The organism is Neoaquamicrobium sediminum (assembly GCF_040970315.1).
In the GTDB taxonomy this organism is placed as follows: Bacteria; Pseudomonadota; Alphaproteobacteria; order Rhizobiales; family Rhizobiaceae; genus Aerobium; species Aerobium sediminum.
Genome location: NZ_JAZHFV010000002.1, coordinates 320,719 through 345,698 on the forward strand (window position 1 = coordinate 320,719; position 24,980 = coordinate 345,698).

General features: G+C 63.7%; 24 protein-coding genes. 9 read left to right on the forward strand and 15 right to left on the reverse strand.

Features of this window, described 5'->3' with window-relative positions; genetic code table 11:
• Positions 1-49: 49 nt before the first annotated feature.
• Positions 50-838: an ABC transporter ATP-binding protein gene (locus tag V1479_RS06905; RefSeq protein WP_368802259.1), complete on the forward strand. Its 789-nt coding sequence runs from the start codon at positions 50-52 to the stop codon at positions 836-838.
• Between the two features lie 143 nt (positions 839-981).
• Here the strand turns inward: V1479_RS06905 and V1479_RS06910 are convergent, their stop codons facing one another.
• Entirely contained in the window at positions 982-1,368 is a 387-nt protein-coding gene (locus tag V1479_RS06910; protein WP_368802260.1) for a DUF302 domain-containing protein, read from the reverse strand.
• A gap of 107 nt (positions 1,369-1,475) precedes the next feature.
• On the opposite strand from V1479_RS06910, the gene V1479_RS06915 reads away from it, so the two are divergent.
• Positions 1,476-4,151 (forward strand): bifunctional acetate--CoA ligase family protein/GNAT family N-acetyltransferase, encoded by a 2,676-nt coding sequence (locus V1479_RS06915; protein WP_368802261.1) that lies wholly within the window; start codon positions 1,476-1,478, stop codon positions 4,149-4,151.
• Between the two features lie 189 nt (positions 4,152-4,340).
• Complete coding sequence (locus tag V1479_RS06920; protein WP_368802262.1) at positions 4,341-4,562, forward strand: helix-turn-helix domain-containing protein; 222 nt, start codon at positions 4,341-4,343, stop codon at positions 4,560-4,562.
• Between the two features lie 112 nt (positions 4,563-4,674).
• Here V1479_RS06920 and V1479_RS06925 read toward each other — a convergent pair whose 3' ends face one another.
• Positions 4,675-5,142: a hypothetical protein gene (locus V1479_RS06925; RefSeq protein ID WP_368802263.1), complete on the reverse strand. Its 468-nt coding sequence runs from the start codon at positions 5,140-5,142 to the stop codon at positions 4,675-4,677.
• A 276-nt stretch (positions 5,143-5,418) separates the two neighbouring features.
• Here V1479_RS06925 and V1479_RS06930 point away from each other — a divergent pair, with 276 nt between their 5' ends.
• Both V1479_RS06930 and V1479_RS06935 read left to right on the forward strand, forming a co-directional pair.
• Positions 5,419-6,099, forward strand: a complete 681-nt coding sequence (locus V1479_RS06930) for a hypothetical protein (RefSeq protein WP_368802264.1) — start codon at positions 5,419-5,421, stop codon at positions 6,097-6,099.
• Positions 6,100-6,184: 85 nt separating this feature from the next.
• A complete protein-coding gene (locus V1479_RS06935; RefSeq protein ID WP_368802265.1) occupies positions 6,185-6,688 on the forward strand; it encodes an Lrp/AsnC family transcriptional regulator in 504 nt (167 codons plus the stop codon).
• On the opposite strand, the gene V1479_RS06940 is transcribed toward V1479_RS06935, so the two are convergent.
• The 8 genes from V1479_RS06940 to V1479_RS06975 all read right to left on the reverse strand — a co-directional run bounded on the left by V1479_RS06940 (position 6,637) and on the right by V1479_RS06975 (position 13,252).
• Positions 6,637-7,752, reverse strand: coding sequence for a saccharopine dehydrogenase family protein (locus V1479_RS06940; protein ID WP_368802266.1), 1,116 nt, complete (start codon positions 7,750-7,752; stop codon positions 6,637-6,639). The two genes, V1479_RS06935 and V1479_RS06940, sit on opposite strands and share 52 nt — an antisense overlap.
• Positions 7,753-7,860: 108 nt before the next feature.
• On the reverse strand, positions 7,861-8,187 hold the full coding sequence (locus V1479_RS06945) for a hypothetical protein (RefSeq protein WP_368802267.1): 327 nt from the start codon (positions 8,185-8,187) through the stop codon (positions 7,861-7,863).
• A 12-nt stretch (positions 8,188-8,199) separates the two neighbouring features.
• On the reverse strand, positions 8,200-8,964 hold the full coding sequence (locus V1479_RS06950; protein WP_368802268.1) for an amino acid ABC transporter ATP-binding protein: 765 nt from the start codon (positions 8,962-8,964) through the stop codon (positions 8,200-8,202).
• Between the two features lie 18 nt (positions 8,965-8,982).
• On the reverse strand, positions 8,983-9,774 hold the full coding sequence (locus V1479_RS06955) for a transporter substrate-binding domain-containing protein (RefSeq protein ID WP_368802269.1): 792 nt from the start codon (positions 9,772-9,774) through the stop codon (positions 8,983-8,985).
• A 37-nt stretch (positions 9,775-9,811) separates the two neighbouring features.
• Positions 9,812-10,468, reverse strand: a complete 657-nt coding sequence (locus V1479_RS06960; protein ID WP_368802270.1) for an amino acid ABC transporter permease — start codon at positions 10,466-10,468, stop codon at positions 9,812-9,814.
• Between the two features lie 13 nt (positions 10,469-10,481).
• On the reverse strand, positions 10,482-11,153 hold the full coding sequence (locus V1479_RS06965) for an amino acid ABC transporter permease (RefSeq protein WP_173186982.1): 672 nt from the start codon (positions 11,151-11,153) through the stop codon (positions 10,482-10,484).
• Between the two features lie 93 nt (positions 11,154-11,246).
• Positions 11,247-12,275, reverse strand: a complete 1,029-nt coding sequence (locus V1479_RS06970) for a LacI family DNA-binding transcriptional regulator (protein ID WP_368802271.1) — start codon at positions 12,273-12,275, stop codon at positions 11,247-11,249.
• A 95-nt stretch (positions 12,276-12,370) separates the two neighbouring features.
• Positions 12,371-13,252 carry a methyl-accepting chemotaxis protein gene (locus V1479_RS06975; protein WP_368802272.1) on the reverse strand — a complete coding sequence of 294 codons (882 nt, stop codon included), beginning with the start codon at positions 13,250-13,252 and terminating at the stop codon, positions 12,371-12,373.
• 178 nt (positions 13,253-13,430) lie between these two features.
• Between V1479_RS06975 and V1479_RS06980 the strand changes: the two genes are divergently transcribed.
• Entirely contained in the window at positions 13,431-14,747 is a 1,317-nt protein-coding gene (locus V1479_RS06980; RefSeq protein ID WP_368802273.1) for an NAD(P)H-dependent oxidoreductase, read from the forward strand.
• Positions 14,748-14,750: 3 nt separating this feature from the next.
• On the opposite strand, the gene proC is transcribed toward V1479_RS06980, so the two are convergent.
• Positions 14,751-15,563 carry a pyrroline-5-carboxylate reductase gene (gene proC, locus V1479_RS06985; RefSeq protein WP_368802274.1) on the reverse strand — a complete coding sequence of 271 codons (813 nt, stop codon included), beginning with the start codon at positions 15,561-15,563 and terminating at the stop codon, positions 14,751-14,753.
• 197 nt (positions 15,564-15,760) lie between these two features.
• On the opposite strand from proC, the gene V1479_RS06990 reads away from it, so the two are divergent.
• The 3 genes from V1479_RS06990 (at position 15,761) to V1479_RS07000 (ending at position 20,136) form a co-directional block, all read left to right on the forward strand.
• The gene (locus tag V1479_RS06990) at positions 15,761-18,115 is read left to right on the forward strand and encodes a hypothetical protein (protein ID WP_368802275.1); all 2,355 of its coding nucleotides are present in this window, start codon (positions 15,761-15,763) and stop codon (positions 18,113-18,115) included.
• A 120-nt stretch (positions 18,116-18,235) separates the two neighbouring features.
• Entirely contained in the window at positions 18,236-19,132 is an 897-nt protein-coding gene (locus tag V1479_RS06995) for a bifunctional methylenetetrahydrofolate dehydrogenase/methenyltetrahydrofolate cyclohydrolase (protein WP_368802276.1), read from the forward strand.
• A 41-nt stretch (positions 19,133-19,173) separates the two neighbouring features.
• Positions 19,174-20,136 (forward strand): GlxA family transcriptional regulator, encoded by a 963-nt coding sequence (locus V1479_RS07000; protein ID WP_173186965.1) that lies wholly within the window; start codon positions 19,174-19,176, stop codon positions 20,134-20,136.
• An 80-nt stretch (positions 20,137-20,216) separates the two neighbouring features.
• Here the strand turns inward: V1479_RS07000 and V1479_RS07005 are convergent, their stop codons facing one another.
• The 4 genes from V1479_RS07005 to V1479_RS07020 are packed head-to-tail and all read right to left on the reverse strand — an operon-like array spanning position 20,217 to position 24,914.
• Positions 20,217-21,302, reverse strand: a complete 1,086-nt coding sequence (locus V1479_RS07005) for a BMP family ABC transporter substrate-binding protein (protein WP_368802277.1) — start codon at positions 21,300-21,302, stop codon at positions 20,217-20,219.
• 54 nt (positions 21,303-21,356) lie between these two features.
• On the reverse strand, positions 21,357-22,286 hold the full coding sequence (locus V1479_RS07010; protein WP_368802278.1) for an ABC transporter permease: 930 nt from the start codon (positions 22,284-22,286) through the stop codon (positions 21,357-21,359).
• Entirely contained in the window at positions 22,283-23,386 is a 1,104-nt protein-coding gene (locus V1479_RS07015; protein ID WP_368802279.1) for an ABC transporter permease, read from the reverse strand. The genes V1479_RS07010 and V1479_RS07015 overlap by 4 nt, the downstream gene beginning before the upstream one ends.
• Positions 23,370-24,914, reverse strand: a complete 1,545-nt coding sequence (locus V1479_RS07020) for an ABC transporter ATP-binding protein (RefSeq protein WP_368802280.1) — start codon at positions 24,912-24,914, stop codon at positions 23,370-23,372. The genes V1479_RS07015 and V1479_RS07020 overlap by 17 nt, the downstream gene beginning before the upstream one ends.
• Between the last annotated feature and the right edge of the window lie 66 nt (positions 24,915-24,980).

Here is a 24,980-nt window from a genome sequence, read left to right on the forward strand (position 1 = left end):
GCGGTTTCTCATCATAGCGAGCAACACTTCTTCCACCCGAGAGGCATCCATGTCCAAAACCACCGCACTCGAGATCAGCAACATCTCGAAGAAGTTCGAGCGCCCCGGCCGCCCCACGATTGAAGCCTTGAGGGATATCAATCTGTCGGTGAAGCAGGGAGAATTCGTCTCCATCGTCGGCGCCAGCGGCAGCGGCAAGTCCACTCTCCTGCGCATTGTCGATGGGCTGACGCAGGCCACCGCCGGTACAGTCTCGGTGAACGGCAAGATCGTTACCCGCCCCGGCAAGGACAGGGCGGTGGTCTTCCAGCAGGATTCGCTGCTGCCCTGGAAGACGGTGATCGACAATGTCGCCTACGGGCTTGCGATCAACGGGGTCAGCCGGCGCGAGCGCGAGCAGACCGCGCGCCATTTCATCAACGTGTCGGGCCTGCAGGGCTTCGAAAGCCACTTCCCCCACCAGTTGTCGGGCGGCATGCGCCAGCGCGTCAACGTCGCGCGGGCCCTGGCAGTCAGCCCCGACATCCTTCTCCTTGACGAGCCCTTCGCGGCACTTGATGCCCAAACCCGCGAGGTCATGCAGACCGAGCTGCTTCGGATATGGGAAGAAGAAAAGAAGACCGTTGTGCTGATAACGCACCAGATCGACGAAGCTGTGTTCCTTTCCGATCGTGTGGTGGTTTTCAGTGCGCGCCCGGGTCAGATTCGCGAAGAAATCGAGATAGAACTGCCGCGCCCGCGCGATCTCGAGGTCAAGCGTAGCGCCACCTTCGTCGCGCATGTCGATCACATCTGGAAATTGATCGAACAGGAAGTGCGTATGGGCATGAAAAGCTGAAGCTGCTTACCTGGAGTTGCCGCAAAGGCGTTGATTGCAGCGTAATGACGGGAGGCACAAACTGTCAGTTTAAGTGCGCCGCAGCCTTCGATATCGGTTTTCGCAGATCGCGCTGCGTTCGACTACACTATTTCTGGTTACGATCATGCGGAATTGATGGCGTCGACCAGTGTGGTCCGGACCGTCCCTGCCAGTTCCGCGAGCCGCGGATTGGCAACTGATGCCATACTGACCACCGGATCGACAGCCGCGATCTCGACGCTTCCCGGCTTGGTTTCAGTGACGATCACGTTGCAAGGCAGCAGAGCACCGATTTTGTCTTCTTCCTGCAGTGCTCGCCATGCGAAGTGCGGATTGCACGCTCCGAGGATGGTGTAGGGCCGGAATTCCACGCCGAGTTTGTTCTTCATCGTGGCGGCGACGTCGATCGAAGTCAGCACACCGAAGCCGCGATCTGCAAGCGCCGTCTTTACCCGTTCGATCGCCGCATCGTGCGAGGAGGCAAGGGTTCTGGCGAAATAGTAGCTCATGGTAGCACTCCACAATATCGTGCATGCTTGCATACGCTACGCGGGGCGTTAGCTCCTTGATCTAGCACAACCCTGCGAGCGGCAGTGAAGATGGAGGAAGGGGACCCGTGAGCAGCAGGAATCTTGATCTGGCAGTGCGACCGCGTTCGCTGGCAGTCATCGGCGCCTCTAACCGCGAAGGGTCCGTCGGGCGCGTCGTGATCGACAATATCGTCCGGGGTGGGTTTGTGGGGACGGTCTGGCCGGTCAATCCCAAATATCGGCAAGTTTCCGGCCTGTCATGCTATCCGGATGCGGTCGCGCTTCCGGATGCGCCCGACCTTGCTATCATCATGACGCCGGCCGCAACCGTGCCGCAGATTATCGATGAACTCGGCAGAAAGGGATGTCGTGCCGGCGTCGTGATCACTGCCGGCCTGACGCCTGAGAACGGACTTCGCCAGGCAATGCTCGATGCCGCGCGTCCTCATCTCTTCCGGATCATAGGGCCCAACACGGTAGGTCTGATGATCCCGCCTTTGAAGTTGAATGCAGGCTTCGCCCACATGGCAGCGCAGCCCGGCAATATAGCGCTCCTGTCACAGTCCGGAGCCATCGCCACCTCGCTCATTGACTGGGCAGGCGAAAACAATGTCGGCTTCTCCTACATCGTTTCGCTCGGCGACATGGCCGATGTGGACGTTGGCGACTGGCTCGATCTCCTTGCCGGAGATCCGACCACGCGGGCGGTCGTGATGTATCTGGAGTCGATCCCCGAACCGCGAAAATTCATGTCGGCAGCCCGCGCTGCCGCTCGCATCAAGCCAGTGATCGCAATCAAGTCCGGACGTCATGAAGAAGCCGCCAAGGCGGCTTCCACACACACCGGAGCGCTTTCAGGCGCGGATAGGGTAGTCGACGCTGCCTTGCGCCGCGCAGGCGTATTGCGCGTCGATGGACTTGTCGAGCTCTTCGACGCTGCCGAGATCACTGCGCGGTTTGCACCGCTGGATCGCGCGCGCATCGGGATCGTGACGAATGGCGGTGGCGCCGGCGTGCTGGCGGTCGACGGATTGATCGACCTCGGTGGCGAACTCGCTCACCTCGCGCAGCAAACACTCTCGGCACTGAACGAGACCCTGCCTGCTACGTGGTCTCACGCAAATCCCGTCGACATCATCGGCGATGCCCCACCGGAACGCTACCGGGCGTCGGTGGCCGCAGTCGCCGCCGATCCAGGCGTCGACGCGCTGGTCGTGCTCAATTGCCCGACCGGCCTCGCATCGCCCGTAGATGCCGCGAAAGCCGTAGCCGACCTTGCCACGAACGGACTGATCGACGGCAAGCCGGTCATCTCATGCTGGCTGGGCGAGCAGACCGCACGAAAGGGCAGGGCGATCCTTCAGGAAGCGGGAATACCCAGCGTCGACACGCCCGCGGAAGTAGCGCGCGCCACGCGGTTTCTGTCGGATTGGTCCAAGGCGCAGAAGGCACTCGGCCGCGTGCCGGCAACGCGTGGGGAGGACGTATCCGTCGATCGCGCTGCAGCGCTGGCGATTTTCCGACGGGTAGCTGCCGACGGTCGCAGGATGCTCACCGAACCGGAAGCCAAGGCCGTCATCGGCGCCTATGGAATGGATGTACCGGAAACTGTTGTGGCTGCCACGCCCGACGCGGTGCAAAAGGCGGCACAGTCAATGCTTGCGGCTGGCGGCAAGGTCGCCGTCAAACTGCTGTCGAACGCGATTTCGCACAAGTCGGATGTCGGCGGCGTGGTGCTGGGGATCGAGACCGACGACGCGGCGGCCGAGGCGGCGGGCGCGATCGGTGAACGAGTGCGGAAGATTCGGCCGGATGCCGACATACAGGGTTTTGCAGTGCAGCCAATGATCGAACGCAAACATGCCCAAGAGCTGATCCTTGGCATGAGCATCGATCCGATCTTCGGTCCGGTCCTTCTGTTCGGCGCCGGCGGGGTCGCGGTCGAGGTCGTTGACGACACCGCCATGGCGTTGCCGCCGATGGACGAGGTGTTGGCCGGCGATCTCATCGAACGGACTCGTATCGGCCGGTTGTTGGCGGGCTATCGCGACCGCAAGCCCGCCGACCGCGCCGCGATCGTCAAGGCGCTCAACGGCCTGTCGCAACTGGTCGTGGACTTTCCCTGCCTGGTCGGTGTCGACATAAACCCGCTGCTGGCCGATGCCGACGGCGCCATCGCGCTCGATGCACGGATAGAGATCGACCCCGAACGCGTCGATGAACCCGGCCCGAACCCGGCGCTTGTGATCCGGCCATACCCCGCCGAATGGGCCAAGAGTGTCACGCTCGGGGATCAAGACTTCGATATTCGTCCGATCAAGCCGGCGGACGTGGCCCTGTATCCGCGGTTCCTCGCCAGAGTGTCTCCCGAGGATGTGCGCCTTCGTTTCCTGGCGCCTCGGCGTCGGTTTCCCGACGAGATGCTCAAACGGCTGACGCAACTCGACTATGACCGGGATATCGCCTTCGTCGCTCTTGAAGACAGCGGCGATCTGGCAGCGGTCGGCAGGCTGTCTTGCGATCCGGGGCGGAAGCGCGCGGAATACGCGATCCTCGTGCGCAGCGACTTGCAGGGCCACGGTCTGGGTTGGGCGCTTCTGCATCACCTGCTGGACTACGCCCGAGCGGAGAATATCGGCCTTGTCGAGGGAATGGTGCTGGCCGACAACGTCAAGATGCTTGCCATGTGCCGCGAGGCCGGTTTCAAGGTCGAACCTCATCCGGAAGAAGCAGGCGCCATGCGTGTCTGGCTTAACTTGTGATATTATCGCGATATCCTGCGTTCCCACGCGGGCACAGCGGTTGACCTTCGACAGTTGCGCGGCCATGCGAGATGCGGGCGCGCAATTGCGTCTGCCAATCTTGAAATTGGCCGTCAAGAATCCCACATAGAATTGCGCCCTGCAGGTTCTTGCGGATGGCGCCCATTCAGATTGTCAGAGGATACTCAGATGGCCGAACTCATCGAAGCCATCACGGTTGCGCTATCTTCCGGTACCAACCCGGTTACAGCCATCCGTGAAGCGACGGGCTACACGATCGAACAGCTCGCTGTAACGTCCGGTCTCGCCGAAGCCGAACTCGTCGATCTCGAGGCAGGGGCCGTGGACCAGGCCAGGCTAACAAGACTGGCTTCCGCGCTCGGGTTGCCGGAGAGCGTGGTGACGCTTTAGGCGTCTCCAACCGTGTCGAAAGCAACGTTAAAAGGCGGAGCGGCGACGATGTCGCAACGCTCCGCAAATCGGGAATGCCGCGCTGGGTAGCGGCTTCCCCGTCCCATGCTGGTTACTGGATCGTACGTGTTGCCGAGTTGAACCGGGCCCAGCCTACCGTGCGCGATTTCCCACCGGCTTCGACCGTCAGTTGATAGTTAGAGTTGAGCCGGCCCCCGGTGGTGTTGCACGGCGGCAGGAAACGGTGATTGACCGTTGTCGTTCCCGAGCCATCCGAGGTTACGCGTGTGCTGCGATGATTGAACGTGCTTCCGTCACTCAGCTTGTCCTGGAGGCTGAGGCGGATCGGCACGCCTGCCGCAGCCGTGTGTTTGATGGTCACCGTTGGCGCCTGTCCCTGTCCGCCGAGCTGGCTGCACAGGTTCGCCGTCGTCATCGGGCTGATGCTGACGCTGTCGATGGCGAAAGGCAGCGCAGGCGCAGTCGCCTGTCCCGTGCTTTCGCCGCTGGTCGAGCATGCCGACACCGCAAATGCTGCGCAGATTGATACAAGCATCCCGCCAAGCTTGCGTGGGCTCATGGATTTTCCCCTTACCGTTTGGATCCACTCATTCGGCGAATGAGCCTCTAGGTGCATATGCGGCCTGGCATCTCTGGTCAGCGCAGAATCGGGGAAGAAGTGGAAGTGCCAGGAAAAAACGCAAAAATTTCACATTAATATCAAAGGCATGCTATCCATTATCGACTGGGGTTGATTTTGGTGTGATCGATGGGCGGATCAGGCGATTGGGCAGCCTGTGAAACATGGCATGAGCTTCTGGATGCGCTTTGCATAGAGAAGGGACATCTGGATAACATGGCGCTTGCCGACCAGCTTTGTTCGGCCGCCGGCAACACGAGCCAGGCTGCTTTCGATACGGCGGTGAAAAATCTCCGCAACTGGCGGCAGGGCGTACACATCCCCCGGCGTCGCAACTTCGTGCTGCTTGCAAAGGTCCTGAACGTCAACGAGCGTCCTGACCTGCTCGAACATTGGAACAGGCTTTATGTCGAAGCCAAGTCCGGTGGCGAGAACGACGACGACAATGCCTCCAACGAGGCTCCGGTGCCCGACGCGCGTTGGTGGAAAAGGCGTTTTCGGGCGAACGGGATCGCCTTGGCTGCTTCGGCCGTGACGCTGCTGGCTGCGTGGTGGTTATGGCCGCATGGTTTTGCGCCGACAACAGACCCCGCAGCGACTTTCGAAGGGGTCCAGGCAGAATACGTGCGCAACGTATCCGTACAGGTTGGAGACGCTGTCATCATTCATGGGGCGCGAGGCAACGAATGTGGTCCGGCACCATCCTGGGACAGCGCCAGGGAGCTGCTGCCGACGCTGGTGACGGGCACCCTGGCGGATGGGGGCGTTGGCACGCGTTTGAGCCGCCAGTGCGGCGGTCGCGTTCCCGCCAGGGCCATCTTGTTCACGGCTGCCAAGGTGGGAGCGGAGCAGATCAGCCTCTACGGCGATGAAATCCACATTCGTGTGGAGCCGTGAGGTATCCGTGGCCCCAACACCGGCGCTTGCCCGCCAATGGCTACGGCGCTAGGGGTTGCGCGACCATCGCTCCCGGGATTCCCGCATGAACGAACTTCGCGACAATATCGACCGTCAACTGGTCGGGCTCTTGCTCGCCGACGGTCGTGCATCGGCGACCGAGCTTGCCCGCAAGCTGGGTGTCGGCCGCAGCACGGTTCAGGAGCGCATTGCGCGGCTGGAGCGCAGCGGGCTGATCGCGGGATACTCCGCGATCCTTTCGCATGATCCATTCGGTGATGCGGCGCAGGCGCTGGTGATGGTCAGCATCGTCCAGCGCCGGCAGAAGGATATCCTGGCCCGTCTGCGCGCACTGCCTGAGGTGGTGAACTGCCTTACGATAGCAGGGGACTATGACCTGGTGCTGACGGTGCAGACCCCCCGCGTCGAGGACATCGACGCGGTGCTTGACGAGATTCTCGGCTTCGAAGGTATCGAGCGCTGCAAGTCGTGGATCATCCTCGGCCGCCATATCCAGCGTGGAGCAGCGGCGACCGGTCAGGCCGCTGCCGTCACCGAAGGGCCGAGCGCGGGCGGCAAGTCGGCATAAACCTGCCCGAAGCGGTTTCCGAGGAAGGCCGACAAGGCGACATCTTCCTGGCGCACGAAGCCGCTTTTCGGCAGTACGCCCTGCGCCTGAAGATCGAGCGCGGCGCAGATGCCGGCTGCCGTCGTGATCTGGATCGCGCTGCGGTGCAACGTACCGATCCTGCCGCCGAAGATCTGCCTTGTGTAGGTTTCCTGTATCAGGCGTCCCGCCTTGTGGCCGGTGACGGTGACGTAGATCACGATCACATCCTGCAGCGTGGCGGGAATGGCCGTCTCGAGGATTTCCTTTAGCAGATCGCGGCGGTCACGCAGCTTCAAATCCTGCAGCAACAGCTTCATCGCAGCCGCGTGGCCGGGATAACGGATGGTGCGGTAGTTCAGATTCTGCACGCGACCGCCATAGGTCTCGCACAGCGTGCCCAGCCCGCCTGACGTGTTGAATGCCTCGTAGGTGACGCCGTCGACGATGATCTGCTCGATCTCCTGCAGCGGCGGCACCTCGGCCGGGCTGCCGTTTACGATCGCCTCACACGGCTCGCAGCATTCGTTGATCATGCCGTCCGTGCTCCAGGTCAGGTTGTAGCCGAGAGCGTTGTTGGGATAGCGGGGCAGTGCGCCAACGCGCAGGTTGATCGCGTCGAGCGTGTCGAACCCCTTGGCCATGTCATGGGCGACGATGGAGATGAAACCGGGCGCAAGGCCGCATTGTGGCATGAAGGCATTGGCGGAACCGGCAGCGAGCGCCTTGACGGCGCGCGTGCTGGCAACATCCTCCGTCAGGTCGAAATAATGGACGCCTGCGCTTGCCGCAGCCTGCGCGATCGCAACCGTAAGCTGGTAAGGAGCTGCGCTTAGCACGGCGTATTTGCCGTCGAGCAGGGCAGCGAGCGCCTGCTCGTCGCGCACGTCGATGACCGCCGTCTTGACCCGCGCACAGACCTGCAGCGCCGCGATCTGCGCCTCGCCCATGTCGACGACGGTAACGTCATAATCGCCGGTCAACGCCAGCATGTCCGCGATGGTGGACCCGACCTTGCCGGCTCCGATGACGACGATCTGCTTCATCAAGAAACTCCCTCTGCTTCGGCACCAAAGTGCCGGAGGGGGGCGCCGGGACAAAGCGGAGGAATGTCGGTTGGCGAGCCCGTTTCCGGCGATTTGCCGGACGAACCGTCACAATGCGGAATGGAGCTCGAAGACGTGGTGGTGAATATGCCCGTCGAACATCTGCATCAGCTCGCCGGTCAAGGCCCTGCTTTCGAACCGCACCGGCGCCTGGAGCGCGGCGGCAAGCGCCTCTTCGTTTTCGAAGGTCATCGCGAGCGATAGCGCGAAGGGCGGGGCGCCTTCGTCACGTGTTTGCGAAAAGAGCACGCGAACGTCGAGTACACCGGGAAAGAGCCGCCAGAGCGGCATCAGCCGCTCTTCCACGAAAACGCGGAACTCCGCCTCGCGGCCGGCATGGATGGTCCCCTCGAAGAAGGCCTGGCGGGCAATCATGAGTGGTGGCTTTCAGCCGTGAGCGATCTGCCCGAGGAAGGTGCGCGTGCGCTCCTGCTTCGGGTTCGAGAAGAACTCTTCAGGTTCCGCCACTTCCACGATCTCTCCCTGATCCATGAAGATGACCCGGTCGGCGACTTTGCGCGCGAAACCCATCTCGTGGGTCACGACCATCATCGTCATGCCTTCGGTGGCGAGGTCGATCATCGTGTCGAGCACTTCCTTCACCATTTCAGGGTCGAGCGCAGAGGTTGGCTCGTCGAACAGCATGATCTTCGGGTTCATGCACAGCGCGCGGGCGATGGCCACGCGCTGCTGCTGGCCGCCCGAAAGCTGGGCGGGGTATTTGTCGGCCTGTTCCGGAATGCGCACGCGGGCGAGATATTTCCGCGCGGTTTCCTCCGCTTCGGCCTTCGAGACGCCGCGCACCTTCATCGGTGCCAGCGTGCAATTCTCAAGCACGGTCATGTGCGGGAACAGATTGAACTGCTGGAAGACCATGCCGACATCGCGACGGATCTGCTCGACGTTCTTCGGCCCGGCCGTGAGCTCGATGCCTTCGACGAAGATGCGCCCCTTCTGCACGTCCTCGAGCTGATTGACGCAACGGATCAGCGTCGACTTGCCGGACCCCGACGGGCCGCACACGACGATCTTCTCGCCGCGCGCGACCTGGAGGTCGATATTCTTGAGGGCGTGGAACGTGTTGTACCACTTGTCCACGCCCTCCATCTTCACGGCGGGCATGCCGGCGTTGGCCGTATTGGTCTGGGACATGCCCGCGCTCCTTTGGTCTTACTGCAGGAATTCGGGCAGCGGGGCGCTGACCCACTTTTCGTGCAGTTCGTTCAGCTTGCCGCTTTCCTTGACCTTCGCCAGGAACGCGTTGATGTGTTCCATCAGATTGTCCTGACCGGGGCGGGTGGCAATGCCCTGGCTTTGCTGGCGCAGCGAGAACTTGGTCTCGTAGCGGTCCGGAGCAACGGACTGGACCTGCGAGACGACGACGTTGGACGCGCCCATCAGAGGCACCTGGCCCGAAAGCAGCGCCTGCACCGCCGATGCGTCGTCGTCGAAACGCTGGATGTTGGTGCCCTCAGGCGCGATTTCGGTGATGGAGGTGTCCTGCGTCGAGGCGCGCGCAACCGCAACGTTCTTGCCGGCGAGATCGGCCGCATCCTTCACTTCCGTGTTGACGTCTCCGAACACGAAGATTTCGATACCCGCATAACCCTGCGAGAAGTCGACCTGCTCGGCGCGCTCCGGCGTGATACCAAGCGAAGCGACGAGAATATCGACCTGATTGGACAGCAGGTAGGGGATGCGGTTGGGGCCGGTCACCGGCACGAGGTTTAGCGTGACGCCGAGATCCTCGGCGAGAAGCTTCGCCACATCGGCGTCGTAGCCGTCTGGCTGGCCCTGCTCGTTGATGATGCCAAAGGGTGCGAAGTCCACCAGCATGCCGATATTGACGCTGCCGCGCGCCTTGATCTCATCGACGGTCTGCGCCGATGCCGCGGTCGCGGCAGCGCCGGTTGCGAGCGCGACGCCAAGCGCAAAGCCCGCCAGTTTCTTCAAGATGTTCATCGTCGTTTCCTTCCCTGTTTGACTTCCCGGTTTCTTCTCAGCGCCGTGTCGCCACGGCGAAGCGGGCCTCCATGCGACGCGCGAGGATCGACAGCGGCCAGCAGAGGATGAAGTAGAGAGCGGCCACCAGCCCGAACACGGTGAACGGGTCGAAGGTGGCGTTGTTGATGATCTGTCCGGCGCGCGTCAGCTCCACGAAGCCTATGATCGAGGCCAGCGACGTGCCCTTTATGAGCTGCACCAGAAAGCCGACCGTCGGCGCCACCGCAATCTTGGCGGCCTGCGGCAGGACGATGGATTTCATGCGGTCGTGGTAGCGCAGCCCGAGCGCCCAGGCCGCCTCCGACTGGCCCTTCGGCACGGCTTCGATGCAGCCTCGCCATATCTCGCCCAGGAACGCGCTCGCATGCAGCGTGAGCGCGATCGCGGCGGCGACCCACGGATTGACGCCCGACCCGAAGATGTTGAGCCCGAAGAAAACCAGGAAGAGCTGCATCAGCAGTGGCGTACCCTGGAACAGGCGGATGAACCCCAATGCCGCGTAACGCAGCGGCGCGGCCGGGGAGACGCGCGCCAGTGCGACCGCGAGCCCGCCGAGAGCGCCGCCCGCGAAGGCGACGGCCGACAGCGCCAGCGTCCACTGGACGGCCATGACGATGAACCAGAATTCATTGATGCCGAAGGGGCGGATCATTCTTCGTCCCTCCCTAACGCGCCAGCGGGTAGTTGAACGCGTAGCGCTGGACCGCCGAGAAAAGCGCGGAGAAGCCGAGCGCCAGCACCAGATACATGGCGGTAATCACCAGATAGACCTCGAACGCCGCGAAGGTCTGCGACTGGATGTTGTTGCCGGCCGCCGCAAGGTCGGTGGCCGAGATGACCGAAACGACGCTCGATGTCAGCATCAGATAGATGAACTGGCTGGTTAGCGCCGGATAGATGGTCCGCAACGCAGGCTTGATGATGATGTAGCGGAAGATCTGCCAGCGCTTCAGGCCGAGCGCGACACCGGCCTCGACCTGCCCGCGATTGATCGACTCGATACCGGCCCGGATGATCTCCGTGGCGTAGGCCCCGACATTGACGGTCAGCGCGGTTAGGGCCGCGACGTTGGGCGAAAGCCTGATGCCGAGCGCCGGCAGCGCGAAGAAGATGAAGAAGATTTGGACGAGGAACGGCGTGTTGCGGATCAATTCGATATAGGCGTCGATCAGCCAGCGCACCGGCTTCGGTCCTGCCGTCTTGCCGATCGCGCAGGCAATGGCGACGATTGTGCCGAGGATCATCGCGCCGAAGGAAAGCTCGATCGTCACCAGCGCGCCGGCCAGCAATTGATCGAAGTTCCGGAAGACCGGCGCGAAGTTGAATTGATAGTCCAAGCTGACCTCCCGGCCGCGTCGCCAAGGCATGCGCGGCAGCGCACTTCACTCCTCCGTGCGTTTAGATCGATCTAAATCATTACTTTGGCACGGTCAAGCCGGAACGGTGCCTGCGGCCATGCGCACCGGCCCGCAGGAGCCGCGCTGCACGAAGTACGTTTCCTCGATGCTACTGGCGATCGTGCTGTCCGGCGCATCGATGCGCCTGAGAAGCAGCCGCGCCGCATTCTCGCCGACCACGAAAGGTTCGGTCGCGACCGATGCGAGGCCCGGCATCACGAGGTCCGCCTCCGCGACATTGTCGAAACCGACAAGAGAAACGTCGCGGCCCGGCATGACGCCGAGATCGCATAGCCCGCGATGAAGCCCCAGCCCGAGAACGTCGTTGTGGCAGATTATCGCCGTCGGGCGCGCGGGCCGGCTCATGAGCTCGGGTGCGGCCATGCGGGCGCTCATATGCGTGGATTCGAGCGGGCGCACGAAAAGCGGTGCGAGATTCGCAGCGTTCATCGCCGCGTGAAAGCTCTCGAGGCGTTCCGTGCGGGCGGAATGGTGGGTGTCCGTCGCGACATAGCCGATGCGGCGATGGCCGAAGCCGACGAGGCAGTCGACGGCCTCGCGCATGCCCGGCGTCGGGTCCATGCCTGCATAGTCGCTCGCCGTTTCCGGCACCATGCGCAGCGTCTGGACCAGCGGCACGCCCCATTTGCCGGCATCGTCGACGAAACGCCGCTCCGTGCCTTCGGCTGGACAGACGATCAGCCCGTCCACGCCATGCTCGCGCATGCGGTTGACGAAGCCGTCTTGCTTGGCGGCATTCTCGTTGGAATTGGCGAGGATGACGGCAAGACCGGCGGTTTCCAGAATGCTTTCAATGCCCGCCAGCAGAACCGCGAAGAACGGGTTGGTAAGGTTTGGGATGATGACCCCGACCGTTCGGCTGCGCGCCGCGCGCATCCTTGCCGCGCCGAGATTGTAGACATAGCCGAGCTCGGCCATGGCCGCCTCGACCTTGGCGCGCGTCGCCGCGCCTACCAAGGGGCTGTCCCGTACCACCAGCGATGCGGTGGCGCGCGACACGCCGGCATGCTTCGCCACGTCGAGAAGGGTGACCCGTTTCATGCCCGGACACGCTGGGTGACCATGGCCTCCTCCTGGCTTGGATCGATCTAATAGAACTTAGTATCAGTTGGGGATGTTCCGCAAGTTCGTTTAGGTCACGCCGCGGAATGGATGCGTACAGGCGCTGTTGCCGTCGGAAGGCGGGCGGTTGTGTCGCCCGGCTCGTTCCCGGCCTCATCGAAAGTGGCGTTTCCACTTACCAACTGCGCAAGCGCGGTTGCTTCCTCCTGCACGAGACGCCCAATCTCGGAGAATTTTTCGGCAGCCTCTATGTTGCGCCTTGCGGCAATGGCGATCCCGCCCATGAAATGCCGCACCCTTTGCAGCATTTCTTCGCGATCGTTGCAGTTTTCGATAGCCAAAAGCTCGATGTCGATCCGCTCGGCGAGCTTTTGGGCGCGCTGTCCGAGTCGACCGGCAGCCGCGTCGATTTCCTGCTGGTGCGCCACAAGATGCTTGCTGCTTGTCGTCAGCGTTGCGAAGGCGGCCTCCAGCCTTTCCATGGTCGCGTTGAAATCGTCGCGAAACGCCCGGTAGGGCTCGGGAAGGTCGAGCGTCACGCGGCGCGAAAGGTCGCCGTCGGCGAGGCTGCCTATGGCCGCGCCCATCAATCGGGCGACAGCAGCGTGAACTTTGCCGGCGCGTTGCCTGCCCTCGAGTCCCGAACGGCAGTGCTCGATGGCTGCGCCGAGGCCGGCGGTCTCGCTGTCCGCAAAGGGCGCGGCTGGCAGCCTGAAATCGTTCTGGGCGATCCGTTCAAGGCTATCGATCGCCGGTTCGAGGCTTGACGCGATGGCGCGATGTGCGCTTGTCCACGCAGTCGCGGCGACGACAATCGGCATCGCGATCAGCGGGAGGGCAATGAGCGCAAACGACGTGCCTGCTTCCCCCGAAAAGCTCCACAGGATGACAGTGCAACACGCGACAGCAGCTGACACGCCACCGGCTGCGATGGCGATCCGTGTGGCTGGCGACATTGAAATGTCCCGCTTTTGGCTGGCGCGCGTACGCATGCGGGCGCGAATTCCCATGCTCGATCTATTCTGCCATCGTACAAGCGCAACCTTGCATCAGGCAGGAGCGCCGCTGCGCGGTTGACATTCCGTGCGGCCGTCATTCTATCTGCCCGCAAAACTGCCAAGGATGGGAAACGCCATGACCAATGTCGCACTGACGGGCCTCGCCCGCGATCTGGCGCAGCGCGCCGACGAAGGCCGGCCGGTGCGCATCGGCCTGGTCGGCTGCGGAGAGATGGGCACGGACATCGTGACCCAGGTGGCGCAGATGCGCGGCATCGAGGTGGCAGCCATTGCCGATACGCGCGGAGAGCGCGCTCGGCAGGCGGTCGCAATCGCCCAGCGGCCGCCCGAAAGCGCAGGCGATGCGGCAAGCGCGCAGGCTATGTCGGCGCTGATCGAGGCCGGCCGCACGGCAATCGTGCCGGATTCGTCCATGGTCGTCACTCATGATCTGGTCGACGTCGTGATCGACGCCACCGGCAAGCCGGCCGTCGGCGCTGAGATCGGGCTCAAGGCGATGGAGCACGGCAAGCATCTCGTGATGATGAATGTCGAGGCTGATGTCACCATCGGTGCCTATCTGAAGCATGCGGCCGCGAAGCTCGGCGTCGTTTACTCGCTTGGCGCGGGCGACGAACCGTCCTCCTGCATGGAGCTGATCGAGTTCGTCTCGGCGATGGGCCATCGGGTCGTCGCGGCCGGCAAGGGCAAGAACAACCCGCTCAACCACGACGCGACACCGGACGAATATCGCGAGGAAGCGGAACGCCGCAACATGAACCCACGCATGCTGGTCGAGTTCGTGGACGGCTCCAAGACCATGGTCGAGATGGCGGCGATCGCCAATGCGACCGGGCTTGTGCCGGACAGGCCGGGCATGCACGGTCCAGCCGCCACGCGCGACGAACTTTCGCGGGTTCTCTGCCCGGTGGAGGATGGCGGTGTGCTGTCGCGCAAGGGATGCGTCGACTTTTCCATCGGCAAGGGTGTCGCGCCTGGCGTCTTCGTCATCGCGGAAATGGCGCATCCGCGCCTTCGTGAGCGGATGAACGACCTGAAGCTTGGCGAGGGGCCGTATTATACCTTCTTCAGGCCCTATCACCTGACCAGCCTCGAAGTGCCGCTGACCTGCGCTCGCGCCGTGCTTTACGGCAAGGCCGACATGGTGCCGCTCGACAGGCCGGTGGCGGAAGTGTGCGCGGTCGCCAAGCGCGACCTGAAGCCAGGCGACAGGCTCGACGCGATCGGCGAATACACCTACCGCTCCTGGATCATGACGGTCGAGGACGCCCGCGCGGCGAAGGCGATCCCGTGCGGTCTCCTCGAAGGTGGGGTCGTGACGACGCCCATCGCGAAGGGTGAGCTGCTCACCTACGCCAATGCCGCTCCGGATGCCGGTTCGGGCCTCGTTGCGCTCCGCCGCAAGCAGGACGAATTGGTCGGCGTTGCTTAGCCGCTACTTGCCCAGTTCGACCGATCTCGCCCTCGCCGCTTCGACGGCTTCCGTCATCAGCATCTTCAGGCGATCGTCACCCATAAGCACCGAAAGTGCTGCGGCCGTCGTGCCGTTGGGGCTCGTTACCTGCTGGCGCAGCGTGCCGGGTTCCTCACGGCTTTCGGCGGCAAGTGCCGCGGCTCCATAGACCGTCTGCATGGCGAGCAGCTTCGCGGTCTCGACCGGCAGACCGGCTTTCTCGCCTGCTGCCGTCAGGCATTCGATGAAATGGAAGACATAGGCGGGGCCGGATCCGGAGACCGCGGTCACGGCGTCCATCAGCCCCTCGTCGCCGATCGCCGCAACCTCGCCGCTGGCCGACAGAAGATCGCGCACGAAGTCGCTCGTGTCTGCACCGACATTGTCGTTTGCGACAACCACCATCATGCCTTTGCCGATTGCGGCCGGCGTATTGGGCATGCAACGGATAATGCCTGCGTCTGCACCCAGCGCACCTTCGAAGGCAGAGATCGGCGTACCGGCCGCAACGCTGACATAGGTTGCTGATGCCTTGAAGCGTGCGTAGGCCGGAACGACGTTTAGGATCACCTGCGGTTTGACGGCGAAAACGACGAGGCGCGGGGCCGCGTCGGCGGGAATCGCCCCAGCATCCGGAAGGGCGGTGACACCCAGCGTAGCCGCGCGCTCGCGCAGGGTGTCCGTTGGTTCGACGACGATTGCTTCATTCGCCGCAAGCTTGCCCGAGGACAACCACCCCGCCAGCATCGCGTATCCCATGTTCCCGCATCCCACGAGCACGATCTTGGCAGCCATGTCATTCTCCCGAGCTTTGCCGGCACGTTGCCGGCGTTGCGAAGCCGTTTAGTCCTTCGGCCACCAATGTTCAACACAACCGGATGGTCGCGCCGGTTCCGCCCGAAATTAACCTTTTGTTTTCCATCCCCGTTTAGCTTGCCTTAACGAATGAGGTCACCAGCTCGCCGTCGTGCGCGCATCTTCTGCAGGCAACGATGTCCGGTTCAACAAACGATTACAGGCAAGGTCGCGCTTCGCTGCTGGCTATGGTCAGCGACGAAGAGGACGCCGTAACGCGCCATGCCCGGGCACGCGCACGGCGCGAACGCCGCGCGAATCCTGTTCTTTCCGCGCCGATTGAACCGGAGGTCGACTCGGTCGATGAACCATTGGTGCACGAGCAGCCGGAACCGCATCGGCTGAGGGACCTGATTTCCGGTCATCTGGCCGAAGACGATCGTGGCACCACCGAATCGCCGATGGAATCCGAGCCGCTGGGGGGCGACGTGACCGGCAAGACAGTATCAGAACCGTTGAATGCCGACGGAGCCGTATCGCCTACTGAACGGCGGACCGGCGGCGGAACGTCGATGCGTCCCGTGATCGGGCTGACGCTTGCAGGTGCCGCGATCGGCGCCGCCGTCGCCTTTGCGTGGCCGAAGTCATATGTCGCCACGAGCGAATTGCTGATCGATCCGCAGGCGCTACGCGCCGGCGTGGTTTCGGGGCAACTCTCGGCCGATACCGCCTTCGCTCTGGTCGACAACCAGCTTCGCGTGCTGCGTTCGGGGACCATGCTTGAGGCAGCCGCCGACCGGTTGAACCTTGCCGCCGACCCCGAGTTCAACGGCGACGCCGCCGGCCCGTTCGGCCTGGGCGGCTCGCTTGCCGGTCTTGGCGACCTTGTGGCAGGCGACGGTGCCAGCTCGGTGGAGCGCCGCCGGGCCCGTTCCTTGCAGACGCTCGAACGCGCGGTCGAGACGAACCGGCAGGGCGGCTCGTCCGTCATCGAGGTTTCGGCTCGAACCGGCGATCCAGAAAAATCGGCGCTGATCGCCAACACGATCTCCGAGCTGTTTCTGGCGAATGCCGGCGGCGGCACTGCCTCGCCCAGCGGCAGCATGAGCGAACGCCTTTCGGAACTGCGCGCAGGCGTGGAGGAGGCTGAACGGGCGATCGCCGATTTCAAGGCACAAAACGATCTTGTCGATGCCCAGGGGCGGCTGATCTCCGATGATGAGATCGTTCGCCTCAGCGAGCGCCTCTCGGCGGCGCAGGCGCGTACGGTGGAGCTCAATGCACGCACCGCGTCGACCCGCGAGGCCAACGTCGATTCGATCGTCACCGGCTCGCTGCCGGAGCAATACGCGTCCTCGACATTGACGGATCTGAGAAGCCGGTACGCGGCAGCGCGGCAGCAGGTGGATCGGCTGGGCGTGAAGCTCGGACCCCGTCACCCCGAATTGCTCTCCGCCCGCGCCGAGCTTGAAGGCACGCGCCAGGAGATTGCCGATGAATTGCGGCGGGTGGCCGCGGCGCTGCAGACCGAATTGACACGGGCTGTGCGCGAGGAGCAGGAACTGGCCTCGCAACTCGCCGAGATGAAGACGCGCCAGGGCGACATCGGTGGCGAACTGGTCGCCTTGAGGGAGCTGGAGCGGGAGGCCGCGGCAAAGCGCTCGGTCTACGAGCAGTCTTTGCAGGCCGCACAGGCCGGTCCCGGTGCTTCGGCGCCCGGCAGTGCCAGCCTGATTTCAAGGGCGGCCCCGCCGCTCTTTTCAAGCGGGCCTTCGATGCCGGCCTTTTCAATGGCCGGCGCTCTGACCGGTTTGCTCGCAGGGCTGGCCTTTGCCGGGCTGCGCAGGCGGCGCGACGACGATGCCTGGCTCAAGGACGATGCGTATGCATCGCTTCAGGCCGACGAGGCATTCACCGAAGCACCTGAAACTGACCTGGATAGTGACATTCGTTCCGCAGAAAGCGGAAACGTCGAGGAGACCGACGAAATGCATTCCCACAATCCCTACAGCGCTTATCCGCATAACGATGCCCAGGCCGGCGGGCAGCCGGCGTCGACGGAAGCCCGGCAGCACCAGCCGGCCGGTGGGCACGGCCAGCAGCCATCGCAGCAGCCTCATCACCCCGGTGCGATGTACGCGCAGCCTGTTCCCCCGGCGCCGCCCGGATGGCCGCAGATGCCGATGCACGGCGTCTATCAGCCACAGCCCCCGCTGATGCCGATGCCGGGCTGGCCCGCAGCGCACTATCCGGCCCCGCCGCTGCATTATTATCCTCAGCCCGGGGCCTATCCCGTGTCGCCGCAGCCCTACTTCGGCGCGCCTGCCTATGCGCCGCCACAGCAGCATGCCTATCCGCAGAGCCAGGAAGCGCCGCGCCCGGTCGATGAGCCACGGCGGGCCGCGCCCGAGGCCGCCTTCGACCAGAACGAATATATTGACGAAAGCACGGACGCGGCGATCGAGGAAATCCGCCAGAGCCTGCGCGAGTTCCGGGACGCGATCGAGGACTTCGCCCATAGCCGGTCGCCCCGCAAACGCTACGGCACCTGACCGGCCGGCGATTTCGCCGCGCGTTTTCGGGTTTACGGCATCGGACGGCGCAATGACGGGATCGCCTTGCGTCGAAATCGCCAGAATGCGATGCCGAAACCGGACGACGCGGGGAGAATCATGGCGAACATCATCGACGGAAAACAGGTTGCCGAAGACGTCATTGCAACGGTGACGAAAGCGACCGCAACGCTTGCCGAAAAGGGTGTCACCCCCGGGCTTGCCGTCGTGATTGTCGGTGAGGACCCGGCCAGCCAGGTCTATGTCGCCTCCAAGTCGAAGAAGGCGAAGGCGTGCGGCTTCCACTCGGTGCAGCACACGCTGGCAGCCGATACGCCACAGGCCGATTTGCTGGCGTTGATCGGGCACCTCAACGCCGATCCGGCGATCCACGGCATTCTGGTGCAGCTTCCGCTGCCTGACCATATCGATGCCGGTGCCGTCATTCAGGCAATCTCCCCGGATAAGGATGTAGACGGCTTCACTTTCGTCAATGTCGGTCGACTGGGCACTGGCGAGGTGGCAAGCGCCTTCGTGCCCTGCACGCCTGCTGGCTCGATGCTGCTCATCGAGCGGGAACGCGGACGTGACCTCTCCGGCCTGAGCGCCGTCGTCGTCGGTCGCTCCAACATAGTCGGCAAGCCGATGGCGAACCTGCTGCTGGCGGCCAATTGCACCGTCACGGTTGCCCATTCTCGCACCAAGGACCTGCCTGCCCTGTGTCGCACCGCCGATATCCTGGTCGCAGCGGTCGGCCGGCCGGAAATGGTGCGCGGCGATTGGGTAAAGGAAGGTGCGACCGTCATCGATGTCGGCATCAATCGGATTCCAGCGCCCGAGAAGGGCGAGGGGAAAACGCGGCTCGTCGGAGACGTCGCCTTCGGTGAGGCATTCGAGCGGGCAGGTGCAATCACCCCCGTGCCGGGCGGTGTGGGACCGATGACCATCGCGATGCTGATGGCGAACACGCTCGTTTCCGCAAGTCGGGCCGCGGGCATCGAGCCGCCGAAATTCTGAGGCCGCTTTTCGACATTCAAACCAGCGAGTAGAACGCGGTTATGACCGATACGCCTTCGCCCGGCCGCCAGTTCGCCTTCCTGCTCGTCGACAAGTTCTCGATGTTCTCGCTCGCGGCGGCGATCGACACCGTGCGCTCGGCCAACCGGTTGCTCGGCCGCGACTTCTACGGCTGGACGACGGTCTCCGCCGATGGCGATTCCGTCATCGCGTCAAACGGCCTGCCCATCAAGATCGACTATGCGATCACCGACCTGCCGGTTGTTGACATCCTTTTCGTCTGCGCCGGGCTCTCCTACGAATTTCCAGGCAAGTCCAAGGTGCTCGGCGCGCTTCGCTCGCTGGGGCGTCGCGGCGCGGCCCTCGGAGGGCTCTCCGTGGGTTCCTACCTGCTTGCCGAAGCCGGCCAGCTCGAAGGTCATCGGTGTACGATCCACTGGGAGAACAAGGCGGGCTTCAAGGAGCGGTTTCCGGAGATCGACTGTACCGGAAACGTCTTCGAGATCGATCGTAAGCGCTACACATGCGCGGGCGGCACGACCTCCATCGACCTGATGCTCGAGATCATCCGTACCGACTTCGGCCAGAACCTCGCCAACGAGGTCGCCAACCAGTTCCAGCATGAGCGCATCCGCTCGGCGGGCGATCGCCAGCGTGTCGGGCCGGAACGCGATCTGACCGGCAAGTCCGAGAAGCTGCGGCGGATCGTCGAACTGATGGCGGACAACCTCGACGAACCCTATTCGGCCGTTCAGCTAGCCAAATCCGCCGGTCTCTCCGTGCGGCAGGTGGAGCGCCTGTTCCTGCGTCATCTCAACATGACGCCGGGGCGCTACTACATGCGGCTGCGGCTGGAGCGCGCGCGCGAACTGCTGCGCCAGACCAATATGCCGATCCTCGACGTGGCGATCGCCACCGGCTTCACCTCGCATTCCTATTTCGCGCAGAGCTACCGGCTGCTGTTCGGCCGCCCGCCGAGCGAGGAACGGCGGACGACGTACTGACGTGACGCTCGCACAAGGCAGCCAAAACAGAAACGCCGCCCGGTGGGCGGCGTCTCCGTATAAGGTTGTGGCGTACCGTCTTACGCAGGCGGAATGACGCCCTCGACATACCAGTCCATCGACAGCAGATCCGCGTCGGTCAGCGTCACGCCGGCGGCGACCTTCTCGGCGCCGGTATGGTCGTTGATCGGGCCGGTGAAGATGTGCATCGAGCCGTCGATCTGGCCGTTCTTGACGGCCTCGGCTGCGGCAACGACATCGTCGGGGATCGACTCGTTGTAGTCGCCGATTACGACTTCGCCTTCCTTGAGGCCCGGCCAGCTATCCTTGCTCTCCCAGGTGCCGTCGATGACCGCCTTGGCGGTCGCGGCATAGTGCGGGCCCCAGTTGTCGATGATCGAGGTGAGCTGCGCCTTCGGCGCGAAGGCGCTCATGTCTGCGCCCTGGCCGAAACCACCGACGATGCCGCGCTCCTCGGCCACCTGCAGGGCGGCAGGGCCGTCGGTGTGCTGGGCGATGACGTCGATGCCCTGGTCGATCATGGCGCGGGCGGCGTCGGCCTCGCGCGCAGGGTCGTTCCAGGTCGAGATGTAGACGGGCGTGATCGTGAATTCCGGGTTCACCTTGCGCGCCGCCAGTACAAAGGCATTGATGCCCATCACGACTTCGGGGATCGGGAACGAGCCGATGTAGCCAGCCTTGCCGGTCTTCGACAGGTGGCCGGCGAGCGTGCCGCAAACCGCGCGGCCTTCGTAGAACCGCGCATTGTAGGTCGCGACGTTTTCGGAGCGCTGGTAGCCGGTCGCGTGCTCGAACTTCACGTCCGGGAACTGCTGCGCGATCTTGATGACGTAGTCGCCGTAGCCGAAGCTGGTGGCGAAGATCAGCTTGCAGCCGGCCTGCACGAGTTCGCGCATGACGCGTTCGCAGTCAGGGCCCTCGGCGACGTTCTCAACGAAGACGCTCTCGACGGCGTCGCCCAACTCCTGCTCCATGTAGAGACGGCCCTGGTTATGGGCGTAGTTCCAGCCATTGTCGTTGATGGTGCCGATATAGATGAAGCCGACCTTGAGCGGTTCGGTCTGCGAGAAAGCCTTGTGGCCGAGCAGCGGCAGCGCGGCGGCTGCACCGCCGATCTTGAGGACGTTACGACGGGATAGGGTCATTTTGGTTTCTCCTGAGCTTGTGGTTCGGTCGATCGAAGGAGCTCCTCGCCCACTTCAATTGCTTGGCAGGAACGGCTTGCCGAGGCAGGCCGGCGCATTGGTCGAGGCATCGCGGCGAATCGATATGAGCACCAGCACGGCGATCGTCGCGAGATAGGGCATGGCTGCCCACAGTTCCGACGGGATGGCGGTCAACGGGCCGCCGCCCGCCTTAGCGTAGAGTTCCATGGTCATCACGAGGCCGAAGAGGTAGGCACCCGCCAGCAGGCGGAATGGCCGCCACGAAGCGAATACGACGAGCGCGACCGCGATCCAGCCGCGCCCGGCGGTCATGCCTTCGGCCCACTGGGGCGTCAGCAGCAGCGGGAAACACGCGCCGGCGATGCCGGCCATCGCGCCGCCGAAGGCGACCGCTCCGTAGCGTATCGCACGCACCGGGTAGCCGATCGAATGCGCCGACAGATCGTTCTCGCCCACCGCGCGCAGGATCAGCCCGCCGCGGGTGCGCTTCAGGAACCACCAGACCACCACGACCATGATGAGTGAGAAATACACCAGCGGTGAATAGCCGAACAGGACGCGCAGATACGGATGCGTCGTCAATTCGGCCGGGAAGACCGAGCGGAAAAGGCTGACCGGCATTGCCGAATAGCTCTGGCCGGCAAGCGCGGAAAAGCCGGTCCCGAAGATGGTCAGCGCCAGGCCGGTCGCGGTCTGGTTTGCCGACAGGCTGAGCGTCAGGAAGCCGAAGATGAGGGACGATAGCAGCCCGGCGATGGCGGCGACCAGCACCGCGAGCCACGGATTGCCCGTCGTGAACATGGTGATGAAGCCCGTCACCGCACCGATGAGCATCATGCCTTCGACACCGAGATTGAGCACCCCGGCGCGTTCCACCACCAGTTCTCCCAGCGCCGCGATCAGGATCGGCGTCGACGCGACGATCAGGGTCATAGTGACGGCGATCAGAAGGCCGATTGTCATGGCTGGGCCTCCGCTGCTGCGCGTACCTCGGCGACCGGCTGGCTGGAAACGCGCCGTACCCGGTACCGTACGAGAATGTCGCCCGCCAGCAGGAAGAACAGCAGCATCGCCTGGAAGATGCCGCTGGCCGCGCTCGGCAGTCCGGTCGTCGTCTGGGCCAGGTCGCCGCCGACAAACGTTACCGCGAGAACGATTGCCGCGAAGATGACGCCGATGGGATGCAGCCGGGCGAGGAACGCGACGATGATGGCGGTGAAGCCGTAATTCGTCGGGAAGCCGGGCACCATGCGCTGGAACGGCCCTGCGACCTCCAGCACCCCTGCAAGTCCGGCGAGCCCACCGCTGACCAGCAGCGCCAGCCAGATGGTTGCGTTGGTCGAGAAGCCGGCGTAGCGGGCGGCCTTTGGCGCCGCGCCCACGACCTTGATGCGGTATCCGAACACGGAGCGCGACATCACGAACCAGACGGCAAGCGCCACGATGATGGCAACCGGCACGCCCCAATGCACGATGGTTCCGGGGATCATGTTGGGTATGCGCGCGGCCTCGGAAAAGACACGCGTCTGGGGAAAGCCCATGCCCATCGGATCTTTCCACGGGCCTCGCACCACATAATATACAAGCTGGACCGAGGCGTAGGTCAGCATCAGCGACGTCAGGATTTCGTTGACGTTGAACCGCGTCTTGAAGAATGCCGGAATTGCCGCATAGGCCATGCCGCCCGCCATGCCCGCCAGCACCATCGCTGGAAGAATCCAGAGGCCCGTCATGCCATGGGTGGCAAGCGCGACCCATGTGCCGGTCAGACCGCCGACGATGTATTGCCCCTCCGCGCCGATGTTCCAGACGTTCGCGCGATAAGCGACGGCCAAGCCTACGCCGATGATGATCAGGGGCGAGGCTTTCACCGCAAGGTCCTGCCAGCGGAAGGTGCTGGTCAGCGGCGTAATGAAAATCTGCTGCACGGCGGCGAGGCCGTCATAGCCGATCAGCGAGAAGACGAGCGCCCCGGCAATCATAGTCAGTGCCAGCGCGCCGAACGGCGTCGCATAGAGCATCAACCTGCTCGGGGCAGGGCGCTTCTCAAGCCGGAACGGCATCGGAAGCCTCCGTTTCGCCGTGGATGCCGCCCATCAGCAGGCCGACCTCTTCAACGTCTACCTCCGCGACCGGCATCGCGCGCGAAAGCCGCCCCCCGTTGATGACCGCCATCGTGTCGCAGAGTGCAAGCAGCTCGTCCAGATCCTGCGAGATGATGACGATCGCCGAGCCGGCCTCGGCAAGATCCACCAGCGCTTGGTGGATCGCCGCCGCGGCGCCCGCGTCAACACCCCATGTGGGCTGGCTGACGACCAGCACCGACGGCCGCTGAAGTATCTCGCGACCCATGACGAACTTCTGCAGATTGCCGCCCGAGAGTGAGCCGGCGATCGCGCCGGGTCCCTGTGCCTTGACGCCGAACGTCTCGATCACCTTGCCGGCGAAGGCTTCGGCCTTGTCCCGGCCGATCAGCCCTAGCGTGACCATGTCGATGCGATCGCGCGCCGTCAGCACCGCGTTGTCGGCAAGGGTGAAGTCGCCGACCGCTGCATGGCCGTTTCGCTCCTCGGGCACCGCCGAGAGGCCTTTGCTTCGACGCGCCGAAACATCGGCCGTGCCCATCGGCTTGCTGTCGACGGCGACCGCGCCGGCTTCGCTGGCCGGTGCTTCGCCCGAAAGCGCCTCCAGAAGCGCGTTCTGTCCATTGCCGGCGACACCCGCGATGCCGAAAATCTCGCCAGCCCGCACCGCGAAGCTGACCTCCCGGACAGGCACGTCGAAATGGTCCGTCTGAACCGTCGAAAGTTTCGAGACGACGAGGCGCGGCTCCCCAAGCGCCCGGTCATGGCTGCGGGTGACGTCGCGCAAGCCTGCCCCGATCATCTTTTCCGCCATCGAGCGGGAGGTTTCCTGACGGGGATCGCAGGTATGCACCAGTCTCCCCGCGCGCAGGATCGTCGCCGTGTCGCAAAGTGCCTGGATCTCGTGAAGCTTGTGGGAAATGTAGAGGATCGAGCAACCCTGTGCGGCAAGCTGGCGCAGCACGCCGAAAAGCTGCTCCACCTCCTGAGGGGTAAGCACGGATGTCGGCTCGTCCATGATCAACAGCTTGGGATCGAGCAGCAGCGCGCGCACGATCTCGATTCGCTGGCGCTCGCCGACGGAGAGCGTCTCGACCGTACGGTTGGGATCGAGCGTCAGGCCGTACTCGTCCATGATCGCGCCTATGCGCGCGCGCAACTCGCGCGACGGCACCTTGGAGTCGATGCCGAGCGCGATGTTCTCCAATACGCTCAGGGCCTCGAAAAGCGAGAAGTGCTGAAAAACCATGCCGATGCCGAGGCGGCGCGCGGCGTTGGGATTGGAGATGGTGACCGGCTCGCCGTTCCAGCGAATCTCGCCCGCGTCCGGCTGCATGATCCCGTAGATCATCTTGACGAGCGTCGACTTGCCGGCTCCGTTTTCGCCAAGCAGAGCATGTATCTCGCCCGGCTTCACCCCGAAGCTGACACTGTCGTTGGCGAGTACTCCCGGAAATCGTTTCGTAATGCCGGAAAGTTCCAGCCGAAACGGCGTATCGCAGTTCAATCCAAGCCTCGGTTTCCCGGCGCTTCACGCGCGCCCAACTCTTATGTTCCCCAGCGCCATGTTGCA

Bases quoted from the DNA above. Each gene is read 5' to 3' on its own strand.
- V1479_RS06905 (WP_368802259.1), top strand. From the start codon at position 50: ATGTCCAAAACCACCGCACTCGAGATCAGCAACATCTCGAAGAAGTTC.
- V1479_RS06910 (WP_368802260.1), bottom strand. From the start codon at position 1,368: ATGAGCTACTATTTCGCCAGAACCCTTGCCTCCTCGCACGATGCGGCG.
- V1479_RS06920 (WP_368802262.1), top strand. From the start codon at position 4,341: ATGGCCGAACTCATCGAAGCCATCACGGTTGCGCTATCTTCCGGTACC.
- V1479_RS06925 (WP_368802263.1), bottom strand. From the start codon at position 5,142: ATGAGCCCACGCAAGCTTGGCGGGATGCTTGTATCAATCTGCGCAGCA.
- V1479_RS06930 (WP_368802264.1), top strand. From the start codon at position 5,419: ATGGCGCTTGCCGACCAGCTTTGTTCGGCCGCCGGCAACACGAGCCAG.
- V1479_RS06935 (WP_368802265.1), top strand. From the start codon at position 6,185: ATGAACGAACTTCGCGACAATATCGACCGTCAACTGGTCGGGCTCTTG.
- V1479_RS06940 (WP_368802266.1), bottom strand. From the start codon at position 7,752: ATGAAGCAGATCGTCGTCATCGGAGCCGGCAAGGTCGGGTCCACCATC.
- V1479_RS06945 (WP_368802267.1), bottom strand. From the start codon at position 8,187: ATGATTGCCCGCCAGGCCTTCTTCGAGGGGACCATCCATGCCGGCCGC.
- V1479_RS06950 (WP_368802268.1), bottom strand. From the start codon at position 8,964: ATGTCCCAGACCAATACGGCCAACGCCGGCATGCCCGCCGTGAAGATG.
- V1479_RS06955 (WP_368802269.1), bottom strand. From the start codon at position 9,774: ATGAACATCTTGAAGAAACTGGCGGGCTTTGCGCTTGGCGTCGCGCTC.
- V1479_RS06960 (WP_368802270.1), bottom strand. From the start codon at position 10,468: ATGATCCGCCCCTTCGGCATCAATGAATTCTGGTTCATCGTCATGGCC.
- V1479_RS06970 (WP_368802271.1), bottom strand. From the start codon at position 12,275: ATGAAACGGGTCACCCTTCTCGACGTGGCGAAGCATGCCGGCGTGTCG.
- V1479_RS06975 (WP_368802272.1), bottom strand. From the start codon at position 13,252: ATGTCGCCAGCCACACGGATCGCCATCGCAGCCGGTGGCGTGTCAGCT.
- V1479_RS06980 (WP_368802273.1), top strand. From the start codon at position 13,431: ATGACCAATGTCGCACTGACGGGCCTCGCCCGCGATCTGGCGCAGCGC.
- proC (WP_368802274.1), bottom strand. From the start codon at position 15,563: ATGGCTGCCAAGATCGTGCTCGTGGGATGCGGGAACATGGGATACGCG.
- V1479_RS06990 (WP_368802275.1), top strand. From the start codon at position 15,761: ATGTCCGGTTCAACAAACGATTACAGGCAAGGTCGCGCTTCGCTGCTG.
- V1479_RS06995 (WP_368802276.1), top strand. From the start codon at position 18,236: ATGGCGAACATCATCGACGGAAAACAGGTTGCCGAAGACGTCATTGCA.
- V1479_RS07000 (WP_173186965.1), top strand. From the start codon at position 19,174: ATGACCGATACGCCTTCGCCCGGCCGCCAGTTCGCCTTCCTGCTCGTC.
- V1479_RS07005 (WP_368802277.1), bottom strand. From the start codon at position 21,302: ATGACCCTATCCCGTCGTAACGTCCTCAAGATCGGCGGTGCAGCCGCC.
- V1479_RS07010 (WP_368802278.1), bottom strand. From the start codon at position 22,286: ATGACAATCGGCCTTCTGATCGCCGTCACTATGACCCTGATCGTCGCG.
- V1479_RS07015 (WP_368802279.1), bottom strand. From the start codon at position 23,386: ATGCCGTTCCGGCTTGAGAAGCGCCCTGCCCCGAGCAGGTTGATGCTC.